Annotated in this window: 12 protein-coding genes and 1 CRISPR repeat array; of the genes, 4 read left to right on the top strand and 8 right to left on the bottom strand. The window is 63.7% G+C overall.

The window, feature by feature from the left end:
• The first annotated feature begins 27 nt into the window (after positions 1 to 27).
• A complete protein-coding gene (locus ACZ5PP_RS16705; protein ID WP_464826318.1) occupies positions 28 to 264 on the top strand; it encodes an IS66 family transposase in 237 nt (78 codons plus the stop codon).
• Here the strand turns inward: ACZ5PP_RS16705 and ACZ5PP_RS16700 are convergent.
• The gene (locus tag ACZ5PP_RS16700; RefSeq protein ID WP_464826317.1) at positions 261 to 1,394 is read right to left on the bottom strand and encodes a hypothetical protein; all 1,134 of its coding nucleotides are present in this window, start codon (positions 1,392 to 1,394) and stop codon (positions 261 to 263) included. The two genes, ACZ5PP_RS16705 and ACZ5PP_RS16700, sit on opposite strands and share 4 nt — an antisense overlap.
• Between ACZ5PP_RS16700 and ACZ5PP_RS16695 the strand changes: the two genes are divergently transcribed.
• The gene (locus ACZ5PP_RS16695; RefSeq protein WP_464826316.1) at positions 1,393 to 1,746 is read left to right on the top strand and encodes a terminase gpP N-terminus-related DNA-binding protein; all 354 of its coding nucleotides are present in this window, start codon (positions 1,393 to 1,395) and stop codon (positions 1,744 to 1,746) included. The two genes, ACZ5PP_RS16700 and ACZ5PP_RS16695, sit on opposite strands and share 2 nt — an antisense overlap.
• 88 nt (positions 1,747 to 1,834) lie before the next feature.
• Here ACZ5PP_RS16695 and ACZ5PP_RS16690 read toward each other — a convergent pair whose 3' ends face one another.
• The 6 genes from ACZ5PP_RS16690 to ACZ5PP_RS16665 form a co-directional block, all read right to left on the bottom strand.
• A complete protein-coding gene (locus ACZ5PP_RS16690) occupies positions 1,835 to 2,347 on the bottom strand; it encodes a hypothetical protein (protein WP_464826315.1) in 513 nt (170 codons plus the stop codon).
• Positions 2,344 to 4,890, bottom strand: coding sequence for a DUF3987 domain-containing protein (locus tag ACZ5PP_RS16685; protein WP_464826314.1), 2,547 nt, complete (start codon positions 4,888 to 4,890; stop codon positions 2,344 to 2,346). The genes ACZ5PP_RS16690 and ACZ5PP_RS16685 overlap by 4 nt, the downstream gene beginning before the upstream one ends.
• Complete coding sequence (locus tag ACZ5PP_RS16680) at positions 4,887 to 5,024, bottom strand: hypothetical protein (RefSeq protein ID WP_464826313.1); 138 nt, start codon at positions 5,022 to 5,024, stop codon at positions 4,887 to 4,889. The genes ACZ5PP_RS16685 and ACZ5PP_RS16680 overlap by 4 nt, the downstream gene beginning before the upstream one ends.
• A gap of 10 nt (positions 5,025 to 5,034) precedes the next feature.
• Positions 5,035 to 5,262 carry a helix-turn-helix domain-containing protein gene (locus ACZ5PP_RS16675; protein ID WP_464826312.1) on the bottom strand — a complete coding sequence of 76 codons (228 nt, stop codon included), beginning with the start codon at positions 5,260 to 5,262 and terminating at the stop codon, positions 5,035 to 5,037.
• 95 nt (positions 5,263 to 5,357) lie between these two features.
• On the bottom strand, positions 5,358 to 6,044 hold the full coding sequence (locus tag ACZ5PP_RS16670; RefSeq protein ID WP_464826311.1) for a hypothetical protein: 687 nt from the start codon (positions 6,042 to 6,044) through the stop codon (positions 5,358 to 5,360).
• 109 nt (positions 6,045 to 6,153) lie between these two features.
• Positions 6,154 to 7,389 carry a tyrosine-type recombinase/integrase gene (locus tag ACZ5PP_RS16665; protein ID WP_464826310.1) on the bottom strand — a complete coding sequence of 412 codons (1,236 nt, stop codon included), beginning with the start codon at positions 7,387 to 7,389 and terminating at the stop codon, positions 6,154 to 6,156.
• A 411-nt stretch (positions 7,390 to 7,800) separates the two neighbouring features.
• Between ACZ5PP_RS16665 and ACZ5PP_RS16660 the strand changes: the two genes are divergently transcribed.
• Positions 7,801 to 9,609: an ABC transporter ATP-binding protein/permease gene (locus ACZ5PP_RS16660; RefSeq protein WP_464826309.1), complete on the top strand. Its 1,809-nt coding sequence runs from the start codon at positions 7,801 to 7,803 to the stop codon at positions 9,607 to 9,609.
• On the opposite strand, the gene ACZ5PP_RS16655 is transcribed toward ACZ5PP_RS16660, so the two are convergent.
• Positions 9,595 to 10,701 carry a glycoside hydrolase family 5 protein gene (locus ACZ5PP_RS16655; RefSeq protein WP_043744299.1) on the bottom strand — a complete coding sequence of 369 codons (1,107 nt, stop codon included), beginning with the start codon at positions 10,699 to 10,701 and terminating at the stop codon, positions 9,595 to 9,597. The two genes, ACZ5PP_RS16660 and ACZ5PP_RS16655, sit on opposite strands and share 15 nt — an antisense overlap.
• 268 nt (positions 10,702 to 10,969) lie before the next feature.
• Between ACZ5PP_RS16655 and ACZ5PP_RS16650 the strand changes: the two genes are divergently transcribed.
• On the top strand, positions 10,970 to 11,986 hold the full coding sequence (locus ACZ5PP_RS16650) for a nucleoid-associated protein (RefSeq protein ID WP_464826308.1): 1,017 nt from the start codon (positions 10,970 to 10,972) through the stop codon (positions 11,984 to 11,986).
• 143 nt (positions 11,987 to 12,129) lie between these two features.
• Positions 12,130 to 14,101: direct repeats of the CRISPR family, unit length 32 nt; unit sequence GTTTCAATCCACGCGCCCACGGGGGGCGCGAC.
• Positions 14,102 to 14,221: the final 120 nt, after the last annotated feature.

The raw sequence follows: 14,221 nt of genomic DNA, 5'->3' as shown, positions 1-14,221 counted from the left end.
CGCGGCAAACCGCCCGAACTGCGACGGATGGAGCACCAAGCGCGCTCTGGCCCGGTCTTGGTTGCACTAAACGCCTGGCACAAGGCCACCCTCAGGCAACTCTCGCAGAAATCGGCACTGGCCGACGCAATCCGCTATTCGCTCGCTCGCTGCGACGCACTCGTGCGCCACACCATCGATGAACGCATAAAGATCAACGTCACAGCCACCGAACGAGCGCTCCACACCGTCACCCTGGGGCGCAAAGATTTCATCTTGCCTTAAATCTCCACTCGCACCACCCGTGGACGACTTACAGCCCTCTCTTCCTTGGAAATGATATTTTCCATTCTGTAAGCCTCGTACCTAGCAATGAGCCTTTCATCTTCCAAAACGCGAGCTAGTCCTATAACGCTGACACCCTCGCCTGTTATCCACTCCCAACCCTCGAAATTATCTGGAAAATCAATTCGTCGGCTGAACTCTCCAAAGTGTCGCCCTTCTATGGCTCCCATCAGATAAGCGTGAGCTACTGTTTCTTTTTTATTGTTTACTAAATCCCAGTGCGAGAATCCAGTTGGCAAAGATCCATGCTGCGCAGCTGAGTGCGCGACAGTATCACCATTTACGTCCTGGAGACTCCAGAAGGGAAAATCAGCAGGATGCACTTTGCCGAGAGTAGCTACATGTGCAACCGTAACCCCTGACTTCGTTGCCCAGTCCCAGCCATCGAATTCACTTGGAAGAAGACCTACCTCAGCCGCCTCATGTGCAAGAGTCCAACCATTGAGGTCAGACAGTCTCCAATCTTGACAGCCTTCGGGAAGAGAATCATGTGCCGCCGCTTCATGCGCGACAGTGCGGCCTCGATTGTCCGCAAGTTGCCACTGAGAGAACCCAGAGGGCAAGATCATATTTCTTGCTGCAATGTGGGCAACTGTAGTCCCTTTTAGATCACGCAGATCCCACATTGAAAACTGATCGGGTAACAGCCCCTCTGATGCAGCCACATGGGCTACAGTGGTTCCATCTTTGCCCGCAAAGCTCCAATCTTGAAAATCATCAGGCAGTACGCCCATCGCCGCAGCTGCGTGAGCTACCGTCCAGCCATCGTCATCAACCAGCCCCCATAAACTAAAATTTGAGGGCAAACGGCCGTGCATTACGGCTATGTGCGCAAGCGTAACTTCAACATCGAAGGAATCCATTAAATAGGGGTCGCGCCCTCTTAAAGCCCAAGCTTCTGGAGGCAAGTTCTCCGAAAAATCACCATTACCTACCCTCTCCACGAGCTCATCAAAATTTAGCCCTAACCCACACTTTGCCCCATCACTTTCCTTGCTCTGAACTTCGAATCTATCTTCCATAGCGAAACCTCTCATTATTAATCTTGCAATTTTATATAATTCGGGCATGAAAAAGATCGATGCCCGCAAACTCCCGTCCGAAGCCCTGGAACACATTCGTCGCCAAGCATTTGTGCCGCGCAAGCAAGGCTACACATGGGTTCACATCGCTGAAGTGTGTGGGGTCCATGTTGGTACCGTTTTGAAATGGGCGCGGCGCACCCAGGCCGACGATCTCCACAGCGTCATCAAGGGCGGGCAACGTGGTCGGCCTCATGGCTCGGGACGAACATTGACGCTGGTTCAAGAGGAGCAGCTGCGCTTGAAGATCATCGGCTCGAACCCCGCCCGACTGCGTCTGCATCGCCGATACGTCCGGTCAATCCTGTCAATGAGCTGTTGCCCTGGACGGTCGGGTTGAAGAACCTAGCTCCCGAGCAGAAAGCCACCCGATGAAGCTGCCCGCCGCCGATCCGCTGGCAATGCTGAAGAACGTGGAGTGGTTGATCTCAGTGCTGACTTGCAAAGCAGACGCAGGTTGCTCCGAAGTCATCAGGGAGTCGTCGCAGCGGATGATTAAGGCCGTATGCAGCCCTCAAGTCTTCGCGCCCACCTCCGCAATAGCCATCAGAGCGACCTGGACGTTTGTAGTGAACGCAGATTACACAACTCTTAACTGCGTTTTGGCACAGAACTTCTTCTACCGGATTCGGTGGGATTGGCTCCAAGGCCCTATCTGGTTTCGCTGCCAGATGTTCTGGTCGGTTTGCTATTGCTACTGTCGCTATTTTTGCTCGCGCTACCTCCATGGGGCCGGGTTTATGAACAGCAGCAGCCTCGTTCTTGCTCTGCATATTAATCAGCGACGATAGCTTGGTGCCGCAATCATCGCTCGGCACTTGGGAGGCCATTGCTACTGCTATTTGCGCTTTTTTTGCCACTGCCAGTGCATCGCCATCAGGCTCTGCACTGGCAGTCGCAACATGCCCCTTACGCCCCCGGATAAGATCGGAGAGCTTCATGCCACCGCCTCCAATAGCGCCGGATTCACTTCGATCGTCAGGCGCTTTCCGTCATTGAGTAATCGGACACGCCCCAACTCCGAAAGCTCACGAATCGCGCCATCCAACTTGGCACCGTTGCGCAGAGGGCCGTGCTGACGCACATGGTTTTTCCCGAGGCTGTTTGTGTGCTTATCGCCGCAGTGCTGAATCAGCCAGCCATCAAGCCGCACCGCATCAGTCAGGTCGGGGTCTACGGTCAGCTCGCCAAAGAATCGCCGGGCTTCGGCCAGGTGCCACGCAGCAATCCGGCTGGCCCCTGCAAAGGCGTCGTAACAGACAGCGCCGGAGCCGTACTCGAACATCTGAAACAGCGCCGCGAGCCGCGCCGCGTTGTCGGCACTCTTTGAGGCGATGTCCCTTACGCCGTAAAGTTCGCCGCCGCTGGATAGCTCCGACTCGATGGCATTGTGGAACTCGATCCACGCATCCTTGGCTGCTGGCGACAACGGAACGACTACAGGCTCCAGAGCCCCGTCGTCGTTGATCGGCGCAGCCTGTTCGAGAATGGCTGCAATACGCTTGTGGAAGACAGCGAGATTTGGCCAGTGAGCCGGCGCTTCAGTGAAATGTCGGGTGCCCTGCGTGGACTCAGGCCACGCGAAGAGGAAGCGCGCGAGAAAGCCCGTGCCGCGTGCCAGGGTGCCTTGTTGCTTAAAGAAGTCCCGCAGGGTCGGCTCCTGGACTTGCAGGGCCACCGTCAGTCGTGCGCCACGCGCCGACCATGATTCTGTCGTCCGTCGCTCCGACGAGATCGTTGCTCCATCCCACAGCAGGTTCAGCGTCGCCATGTTGCGCATCCCGGAGTCGCGACCCATACCGTGCGATCCCAGCACGATCCCCGCCTCCGACGACACGATGCCCGCCGACGGCCAGACCTTTGCCAATTGATAGCCCAGAGCCTCCGGCGTGATGTCACTGTAGATCATGCGCGGAACTCGCGGACTCTCCGGCTTCTCGTGCTGTAGATCACACAGTTCCACCTCCATCTCTGCGGTCGGCTTCTTGTCCCTCGCGAGTTGGCGAATTTTCTCCGTCACTCCGTTGCACTTCGCAGTCCATGCCGACAGCGCAGCCGCATGGTCTTTCAGCGTCGGTTTCGCGGCCTCGGCTTGTGCCGCTTCGAAGTCGCGGATTGGCTTACTGAAGAATCCATCACAGGTCGATTTGCGCTCTCCACTGTCCGCGATGGTCAGCAGGAAAAGTCCGACAGGCCCGTGCAGTTTATCTGCACGTTTCACGTCGATATGCGTCTGACAGGCCAGCGAAAGCGCCGCGAGTGCCGAACTCACTACCAGTGGCAGCGGTGCCTTGACGAAGCCCTGGACTTCCTCCACCGCCGCACGGATTGCAGTCGGCAGTGCATCGACAGGGTATGCCGTAGGTTCGCTCTTGGTCGTCAGTGGCAAAGGCTGCGGCCAGGCGTCGGAGTCGCCCTCGATCGGTTTATCAACATCAGCTTTTACCGGCCTGCTTGCGCTCGCTATCGCCTGCCTTACAGCTTCTGCACCCCGCGCAACATGAAGGTCATTGAAGTCCTTTTGACCTGGATCGCGCACAGGCCCGAAGTCCGGAATCGCGAGCTTGCCGCCCACATCCAGCGCTGCCTTTACCGCGCTTGGATCTGGAAGGCCCGTTTCCTTCACAAGATCGGCCAGTAACACGATCTCCGCGTACCTGTAACGGGCGCGCATGAACCGAGCTACGGCCAGCAGGTTGCCAGAGGCCAGCGCAGCAATCCCATGGAGCCCGGTCGCCTCCGACGCCGATAGCGTTGTCGCCATGCCTTCACCCAGCAGCAGCACGCCCACCTCGTCGACTGGACGTCCAGTGGCCCAATACCCGCCCGCCTTGCTGCCACGCCCCGCCAAGGTGGTTTTGCGGCCCTTCCCGTCGATTAGCTCCACCGTGGACAGGGTGTCGCCTTGCTGCACCGGCACGACAAGCAATCGGCCTTCGAGGGCCTCTCCACTGGACTTCGGTATGTAGCCCAGGATGCGAGCTACATCGGCGACTGCAATCTCGCGCAACGTATTGGCCGGGAGAACCCGCTTACGCAGAAGATAGGCGTTGTCGGCACTGGCCGGGTTCGATGCATCGAGGATTGCCACCGCCTTTTGCGCTGTATCGGCACGCTCACGCTCGATCTCGGCAGCATCGGCCGCAGCTCGCTCGGCGGCAGCACGGCGGCGTTCTTCGATCTCGGCAGCGGTCAGAGGGGAGCGTTTGCCGTTGTCCTGCCAGCCACGCTGCTTGGCTTCGTAAAACAGGCTACCGATGCCCACCTTACCGTCTGGGCGGATGCTGCGCCACACGGCCTTGGAGTCGGTCGCGTCGTAGTTGTGGGCAGTCTGGCTCCAGGGGTCCCAGGTGTCGAATCCTGGCTCACCGAGTTCGGATTTGACCGCCATGCCCATGCGCAGCCAAAGGTCACGGTCAGCTGCGTCGATGTAGCTCAGTGCGCTGAAGATACGGTCGGTATCGTTGATGGTGTCGTAGCTCATGCCAGCACCTCCAGGCGCAATTCATCCTGCGCCACCCGATGCAGACGGCCGTATCGGGTCGAATCTAAGCTCCAAGGAATTTCATTGCTGGGTACCGTCTCGTAATTGGCGGCGTTCTTTCTCTTGTCGGTCATGGCTCGCCCCTCACGCCGTTGCGCCGCTAGCACGGACACGCGCTTCGAGCCACATTTGAAGATCCGCACGACGGTATCGCACATTGCGGCCGATCTTAAGAAACGGCAGGTTGTAGCGCCCGGTAGAGCGCCACACGCTCAGGGTGCCAGGGGAGAGGTCGAGCATTACCGCTGCGGCGTGTTCGTCGAGTAGATCAGCGCCGGCAGCGATCAGGTTTTGAAGGTTTTGAGTATTCATAGTTCTCATCCAAAGAATCCCGCTGGGGTGCGGTATGGATGCGAACTTTGCGGAAATGCACGGTGCCTGTGGCCTAATTAGGCAGGTCGAGTTGCCTACTTAGGCAGAGACAAGGTTGGCGCCATAGTTATCGCCGCCTCCAGCGCCTTGCGGATGGTGTCGTCGGAGACGCTCACGTGCACGGAGTCAGCTGCTTTTTCCAATTCTTTGGCGCTGGGCCACTTACGTCGCGGCCACACGGCTAGCAGCGCAGCAATAATGGCGACCAAGTTATTGTCTCGAGGGACGGGTTTCGACGGTCGGACCGGATCCTTGATCGTGTCAGGGGCAGGAGTCGCACTCTCCGATTTGAGCATCTTCACATCGGCAGCGGTCAAATACACGATATCTCTTGATATCTGATCCCAGTCCGGGCCAAGCTCCTGTGCACATTTCTCCTCGTTCATCAACGCCCAAAACGTATGGTCTTCATCGATCAACGAAAGTCTTCGTCCCCACCATTTGGTCGTCTGATTTTTCAGAAGCTCAGCTGCGTCTTTGTACAATAGCGGGACGAACAGGAAGTGCTGGATTCCGTGGTCATGCGGAAACCAGGACAACTCTTCGTCGCCATTCTCCCGTGTCCCGCGTTTTTCGTAGAGCCCCTTCTCCGCGCTCAACACGGCGTTCAGCAGCCAATACAGTTGTATGCGTCTCTCAGCCGCTGCAATCAGGAGCGTTTCCGCATCGACGTCCAGGATTCCGGCGGCCTTCGCCAGCGGGATATATGTTGTCTCGATCATTAGCGCCCCTTTGCGCTTGCCCTTGAAAACAAATGCCGCGCCGGCCGGGCAAGGGAACCCGCTTTTCGGCCTCGAGGATCAGCCTCGGCATAGGCGCGACAGATCAGCCTCACGCCGCGCTGCGCTTGGTCGGAAGCGTCACCACATCCGCCGCATCCTTGATGCCCCCCGCCTCAAGCATGGCAGCGGTTGCGGTGTTGACCGAATCGCGAACGGGATCAAGGTCGAGTCGGGCATAGATCGCCGTCGCCTGCACGGACTTGTGGTTCAGGCTCTTGCCGATAATCGCCAGGGATGCGCCGGTTCTCGCCTGCCAACTTCCCAGAGTGCGCCGCAGATCGTGCAGCGTCACCCCGTTCGGCACGTCACGTCCGTAGGGAATATTCGCCCTCGCCATGATGCGCCCCATCGCCTTTTTCGGCTCAACGATATGGCCAGTCCGCCCGGTGCCGGGGAACACGAACCCACCGCCCGTCTCATCCTTGCGTGCTTCGAGGATCATCACCGCTTCCGGGCATAGCGTCACGGTCTGCGGATCGTCGTTCTTGGTGCGCGGGATGTGCCACTCGCTCGCCGACAGATCGAGCTCACGCCAATGCATCGCGCAGAGGTTCGAGCGCCGCACCCCGGTCAGCAACGCAAGCAGGATGAGGTCGCGCATGACGGGCTCCTCTTCGGCCACCGCAGCGAAGAATCGCGGCAGCTCGTTTGCCCTCAGAAACCGGTCGCGGCAAACCTTCTTTCCCGCCACCTTGACAGAACTCACCGGATTCTTGTCGAGATAGCCCCACTCCGCTGCCTTGGCGAAAACACCCGACGCCAGCGCCCGGATGTTGCGTACCGTCGCCACGGACTTGCCCGCCTTGTCCGCGTCGTTCAGAACCTTGGCAATCATGGCCCGGTCGATCTCCGACAGCCGCTTGGCACCCATTGGCTTTTGCAGGTAGTCACGGAACCGTTGAACGTCAGCAGCCCATGCGCGCTTTTTCTCACCGTGCCGAGCGCCGTATTCGGCGAAGAACTCGGAAAGTGTCGGTTCAGCCTTGAATGCGCGCTTCGTAGCCGCAGGACTAGCGCCGCTCTCGATCTCCGCATTCACCCGCGCCGCTGCCTTGCGCGCTTGTTCTACCGTCATCGCAGGAAACTTGCCCAGCGTCACGCGCTCGGGCTCCCCCGCCTTCAGCCGCCGATAGACAGAAAAGGTCTTCGTGCCTGCAGATGTCACGCGAAGTTGAAGCCCGGTTGTCTTGGTGTCGTGATAGGTGTCGCGCTTGCCAGCGTTCGGCAGCGGTAGCGCCGCGAGCCGGTCTTTCGTGAAGGAAAACCGCTTGTCCTCGTCAGCCATGATCTTGTCCGAATTGAAAACGAATCAACGGGGTTACGCCGGGGTTACGTTTTCGGTAAAAAGCCGTTAATTTACGTGTAACCCCACCAACGAGATTATGGCTAGAAGCCTATGTTTCGTAAACAAAAATTATGCCCCGTTAACCCACATACCTGCCTCGACCGATGGATTCATAACCCATAGGTCGGCGGTTCGATTCCGCCCATCACCACCACCAGATACGAAGCCGCTGATCCGCGAGGGTCAGCGGCTTTTTTCATCTCTGAAGCCTCTGCGGGTGGTTCGCAGAGCCGGGTCGCTCGGGACTCGCGTAGCAAAACGATCGCTCCGTCTCGCCGCCCGCTTGCAGTCCGCAAGCAAACCGCGTCTTCCTCCACGGACGAACGCCCCGTAACGAGGCATGATTGCTCCATGTCCTCCACCCATGCCGCCACCCTTCCCAAGCAGCCTCCCCGCCGCCCGCCCCATCGCGACGGCGGGCGGCGCTTCCTGCTGCTGGCGGGGGGCTACTGGAACTGTGCGCGCAAGTGGCAGGTGCGCGGGACGGTGCTGGCGCTGGCGCTGCTGACGATGGCGCAGGTCGGGCTGGCGATCTGGGTGAGCTACTGGAACCGCGACCTCTTCGACGCGCTCGAGGAGCGTGCGCTGTCCGAGCTGATGAAGCTGGTCGGGGTCTTCGTGCTGATCTTCGCGCTCACCATGGGGGTGACCGCGCTGCACATGCACGTCAAGCGCCGGCTGCAGCTCGACTGGCGGCGCTGGCTCACCGACCTGCTGCTCGAGCACTGGCTGGCGCATGGCCACCTCTACCGCCTGCAGTTCACCGCCGGCGAGCACGACAACCCCGACGGCCGCATCGCCGAGGACATCCGCATCGCCACCGACGTGGCGGTCTCGCTCGCCCACTCGCTGCTGTTCGCGCTGCTGATCCTGGGCAGCTTCATCGACATCCTGCTGCGCGTGTCGGGCAGCGCGCCGCTGCCGGGGACCTCGATCGCGGTGCACGGCTACATGGTGCTCGCCGCCTTCCTGTATGCGGGCGTGGGCGCGGCGCTCGGGCTCATGCTCGGTCGCCCGCTGATCCGCGCCACCAACCGCCTGCAGACCGTCGAGGCCAACCTGCGCTTCGGGCTGGCGCGCGCGCGCGAGCACGCCGAGCCGATCGCGATGATGCACGGCGAGCCGCACGAGCGCCGCGAGGCGGCGCGCCTGTTCGACGACGTCGGGCGGGGCTGGAACCGGCAGACCCTGGCCTACCTCGGCATCGTGTCCTTCTCCACCGGCTACGGCACCCTGCTGCCGGTGTTCCCCATCCTGATCGCCGCGCCGCAGTACATCGCCGGGGCGATGACGCTGGGCGTGCTGATGCAGGCGGCACAGGCCTTCCAGCGCCTGACCACGGCGCTGTCGTGGCCGATCGACAACCTCGGCGAGCTGGCGCGCTGCCGCGCCTCGATCGACCGCGTCGCCAGCCTGTACGAGGACATGCTCGCGCTCGAGCGCGCCGAAGCCCGCAGCCGCGGCCGCGAGCGCATCGCGGTGTGCAGCTCGCCCCACCCCGAGCTCGAGCTGCGCCGGCTGCGCCTGCAGACACCGTCGGGCGAGATCCTCCTCGACGACTTCGACCTGCGCGTGCGCCGCGGCGAGCGCGTGCTGATCTGCGGCGACCCTGCGGTCACCGTGAGCCTGTTCAAGGCGGTGGCCGGGCTGTGGCCGTGGGGGAGCGGGGAGGTGAGGCTGCCGCTCGGACGCGACCTGATGTTCGTGCCGCGCCAGCCCTTCCTGCCCGCGGGCAGCCTGCGCATGGTGCTGAGCTATCCCGACGACGCCGACCGCCACGCCGACGCCGTGCTCGAGCGTGCGCTCGAATGCGCCGGCATCGCCTGGCTGGCCCCCAAGCTCGACACCCAGGAGGACTGGGGGCGCGAGCTGCCGCTGCGCATCCAGCAGCGCCTGGGCGTCGCACGCGTGTTCCTGCACCAGCCGGGGTGGATCTTCATCGAGGAGGCCACCGACGCGCTCGCGCCCAAGGAAGAGGTCGACACCCTGGAGCTGCTGCACCACGAGCTGCCCAGCTCGACCCTGCTGGTGATCAGCCGGCGCGCGCGCCAGAACCACTTCTTCGAGCGCCGGCTGCTGCTGCAGCGCCCGCGCCCGGGCCTGCAGCCGCCGACCGCGCCCGCGGCGCGGCCGGAAACGCCCTCCCTACCCGAAGCGTGAGGGCAGCCAGCCGCGCTCCACGCACGCGCGCAAGCACCAGGCGGGCGTGGTCTCGGTCTTGTAGCTCCAGAAGAACCAGCCCGCCAGGCGCTCGAAGGTCATCAGCTGGCTGTCGCCGTAGGCGCGGCTGGCCACGTCCTGCTGGAAGTCGTCCATGTGCTCGAGGGCGTGGTTGAACGGCCCCTCGGCCCACAGCGACACCACCTTCAGGTCCAGCCCCAGGCTCCACTCGCCGCACACCGCCGGCAGGCCGAGCTCGGCGTTGATCGCGTCGGCTTCCTCGCGCCAGTCCACCGCCGCCTTGCGGATGTGGCCGTGGATGTCCATGTCGATGTCGCCGCGCTCGAAGCACTGGTAGCGGTGATAGTCGAACACCACATTGCGGAAGGCCGGCGCCTGCATGAAGCCGAGGTACTCGCGGAAGCTGCGGAAGCCGTCGTGGAACACCACTGCCACCGTCTCCGGCGCGCAGTGCTTGCGGATGCGCGCGTAGGCCTTGAGGTAGTAGGACTTCAGGTAGTCGGTCGGCACGTCCCAGCGCGGCTCGTTGAGCAGCTCGATGCCGTGCAGCGCCGGGTGCGCGCGGTAGCGCTCGGCCAGGCGCTCGAGCACGGCGAGCGAGTGCTCGAGGTATTCCTTCTTCGTATGCCACTCCACCACGTCCTTGATGCCGCCGTTATCGAAGCCGTTCTGGCAGCCGGGCGCGGCGTGCAGGTCGATGATCACGCGCAGGCCGAACTCCTGCGCCCAGTCGAGGGCGCGGTCGAGCACCTCGATGCCGCCGGTGACGAAGGGGTGGCGGTGGGCGCCGTACTTGGGGTGGTAAGGGTAGTCGGGGCCGAAGATCCAGTGCCCGATCGGGATGCGCACCGCGTTGAGGCCGCGTGCGGCGATCCAGGCGAAGTCCTCGCGGGTCACGAAGCTCGCCCAGTGCCGGCGCAGGCGCTCGGCCGCGGCGGGACCGAGCTCGGCGCACCAGGTGGTCTCGTCGGTCGCCTCCAGGCCCTCGAACAGGCTGGGCACCATCCACTTCTCCAGCAGCAGCCAGCTACCCAGGTTCACCCCGCGCAGCTTGGTACGCGTCGTTTCCATGAGAACCTCCCCTTGCCCGGATCGGGCGTGATGGACATGGCTCATTCTGGCAGTCAAACGCCTCGCCCGACCGTGAAAAAGCTCGCGCCCACCGTGCGCCGCCCTTTCGCGACTTGCGTCGCTCCCACGGGCCGGCCCACGCCGCGGCGGCAATGTGATTCTCGTAGGAGCGACGCAAGTCGCGATCGTGACTCGACACGGCGACACACGTGGCAGAATCGCCCCCCGCCCCCCGCCCCCCGCCCCCCGCCCCGCCCGAGCCCGCCCCATGCGCACCGTCGAACACGTCGTCACCCATCTGATCCTCCACGCCCTGGTGCGCGAGCCCGGCGCACCCTCGCGCCTGGTGCTGCGCGAGGCGCCCTGCGCACTCGACGCGGCGACGCTGCGCCTGGCCGAGCGCCTGTGCGCGCAGTACGAGAGCCGCAGCGCCAAGGGCTTCGGCCGCTTCGAGGAGGACGAGGAGCGCTTCCCGCTCGCGCGCTGGCTGCGCGAGCACCTCGTCGACGAGACCCTCGACTTCACCGCCCTCTCCCGCCAGCTCGCCGAGCGCGTGCAGGCGATCGCCGACGAGGAAGAGCTGGAAGAAGGCGGCCATCTCGTGCTCGCGCGCATCCGCGAGGGCGAGGGCGACAGCCTGTGGGTGGCGCTGCTCGGCAGCAGCGACGGGGTGGCGATCGGCGGCGACCTCGCACCGCTCGACTGCACCCATGTGGACTTCTCCGCGCTGCACGCCGCCGGGCGCGTCGACCTCGCCGGCTGGCGGCGCGGCGACGAGCGCTACCTCGGCTTCCTGCGCGGGCGCGGCAAGGGCGGCGCCTGGTTCAAGCGCGTGCTCGGCTGCAGCGACGTGATGGTGGCGCTGCAGGAGACCAAGAAGCTGGTCGCCACGCTCGACCGCTTCGTCGACACCGAGCGCCTCGCCCCCGCCACCCGCGACACCGTGCTCGAACGCGCCCACGACTACCTCGACACCCTCGGCGAGGCCGGCGCCCCGGTGGTGTTCGAGGAGCTCGCGCGCGAGGTCTTCCCCGAACAGCCCGAGCGCCTGGACGCGCTGCTGCGCGCCGAGGAGACGAAGATCGCCCCCGGCTTCGTGCCCAACCGGCGCGCCATCCGCCCGCTGGTACGCTTCAGCGCCAGCGCGGAGAACTGGAAGCTGGAGTTCGAGCGCAGCGGCCTGCATTCCGGCGCCGTGCACTACGACCGCGCCACCGACACCCTGGTGCTGTCGGGCGTGCCGGATTACCTCAAGCGCATGCTGGACGAGGAAGACCCGGCCTAAGACCCGTTACCCCATCACATCGAAGAATTGCGCAATCCGGGGGCACGCCCAGATATCGCATAGGGGGTCAAATCCCCGTGTCGCTTGACACACGGGGGGGCGCGACAGTATGCATTCGTCGGCGCCTATGCTGTGTATTCTGGGTTTCAATCCACGCGCCCACGGGGGGCGCGACACGTCCCGCAGCATCGGGTCGACTTCGCTCTTTACGTTTCAATCCACGCGCCCACGGGGGGCGCGACAATCCACCGCGCCCGCCCGCTGCACGCTCGACGAACTGTTTCAATCCACGCGCCCACGGGGGGCGCGACCATCCGGCCAGTCATAAATCGGACCCGAGCGACGGCGTTTCAATCCACGCGCCCACGGGGGGCGCGACGTCGCCTGGTGAGCGTGCAGCGCCAGTTCGACGTGCTGTTTCAATCCACGCGCCCACGGGGGGCGCGACACTCGCTCGGAGCGTCCTCGGTCGTGTAGGTATCGTTTCAATCCACGCGCCCACGGGGGGCGCGACTCAGCGTTGCGGCATGACGGCCGCACAAAAAGGAAGTTTCAATCCACGCGCCCACGGGGGGCGCGACATGGACCTCGATGAGCTCGCCAAGAGCGTCGTGCAGTTTCAATCCACGCGCCCACGGGGGGCGCGACCTCTGTTCTCGGTCTACGACGCCTCATCTCTGACCGTTTCAATCCACGCGCCCACGGGGGGCGCGACCGATCCTCTCTGTCGGATATCACTATTCGACGACGTTTCAATCCACGCGCCCACGGGGGGCGCGACCCGCACACCCGCTCGGCCAGCGCATCGTGCACCAGTTTCAATCCACGCGCCCACGGGGGGCGCGACGATGCCGTACTACGCGGACGGTGGGCGGCGGTGGGTTTCAATCCACGCGCCCACGGGGGGCGCGACACGCGCTCACTGCGCCGGCCGACAAGCTCGCGGCGTTTCAATCCACGCGCCCACGGGGGGCGCGACGCGATGAGGTCATACACCAGGGCGTCGACGGTCTTGTTTCAATCCACGCGCCCACGGGGGGCGCGACCCGCGCTCGTCATCCATAACCGGGCCCCCGTGTCCGTTTCAATCCACGCGCCCACGGGGGGCGCGACCGCAGGGCACCGGCGACTTTCCGATCCTGCTCGAGTTTCAATCCACGCGCCCACGGGGGGCGCGACCAGCCGCCCCATGCGCAGCACCCCCAGGCGGTCGTTTCAATCCACGCGCCCACGGGGGGCGCGACAGGTGCTGTTCGTGCTGGATCGGGATGATCGGCGGTTTCAATCCACGCGCCCACGGGGGGCGCGACACGATCACCTGCCCGACGCCCGCCGCGTTCACCGTACGGTTTCAATCCACGCGCCCACGGGGGGCGCGACGCACTTGTCAAGGCGTCACGTCCCGTCTACCGTGAGTTTCAATCCACGCGCCCACGGGGGGCGCGACCGCGCTGCGCAAGCTCCTCTGGGCCTGCCCCTACGAGTTTCAATCCACGCGCCCACGGGGGGCGCGACGATCACGCTGCCTCCTTGATCTCGACGCGATCCAGTTTCAATCCACGCGCCCACGGGGGGCGCGACGGCGAGCCGGTCGAGCTCATCGCCACCGTCAACGGTTTCAATCCACGCGCCCACGGGGGGCGCGACACGGTCTCGTCCCACCACGATTCGCCGATGTCGCCGTTTCAATCCACGCGCCCACGGGGGGCGCGACCGTCCTGTACCCGTAGCGACTGCGGCTGTCACCGATGTTTCAATCCACGCGCCCACGGGGGGCGCGACCGATCGGCAAGGGCGACGTGCCGTCCGTCGTGGTGTTTCAATCCACGCGCCCACGGGGGGCGCGACGAGCGTGTCGCTTCCGGCGTGGCCGACCTTGCGGTGTTTCAATCCACGCGCCCACGGGGGGCGCGACGCGCATCCTCCCGCGCTACCCCCTGCTGCCCTGGGTTTCAATCCACGCGCCCACGGGGGGCGCGACTCGCCCGTCAAAATACTACGGGTGGATTTCTGCAGTTTCAATCCACGCGCCCACGGGGGGCGCGACGAGTTCGCCCGCGCCGAGGTGGATCGTCGTGAGGTGGTTTCAATCCACGCGCCCACGGGGGGTGTCAGGCGACACCGTAAATTGACCCCCTAGCGACACGAGGAACTGACCCCCTCGTTCGCGAGGAGGCCATCATTGGAAACGAAGCACATCGAGGTGAATCCTGTACGCCGTCTGGTTTGCGGAGT

The sequence above is a fragment of the Thauera sp. DNT-1 genome (genome assembly GCF_055393985.1).
This window is presented reverse-complemented; position numbering and strand designations above follow the sequence as displayed.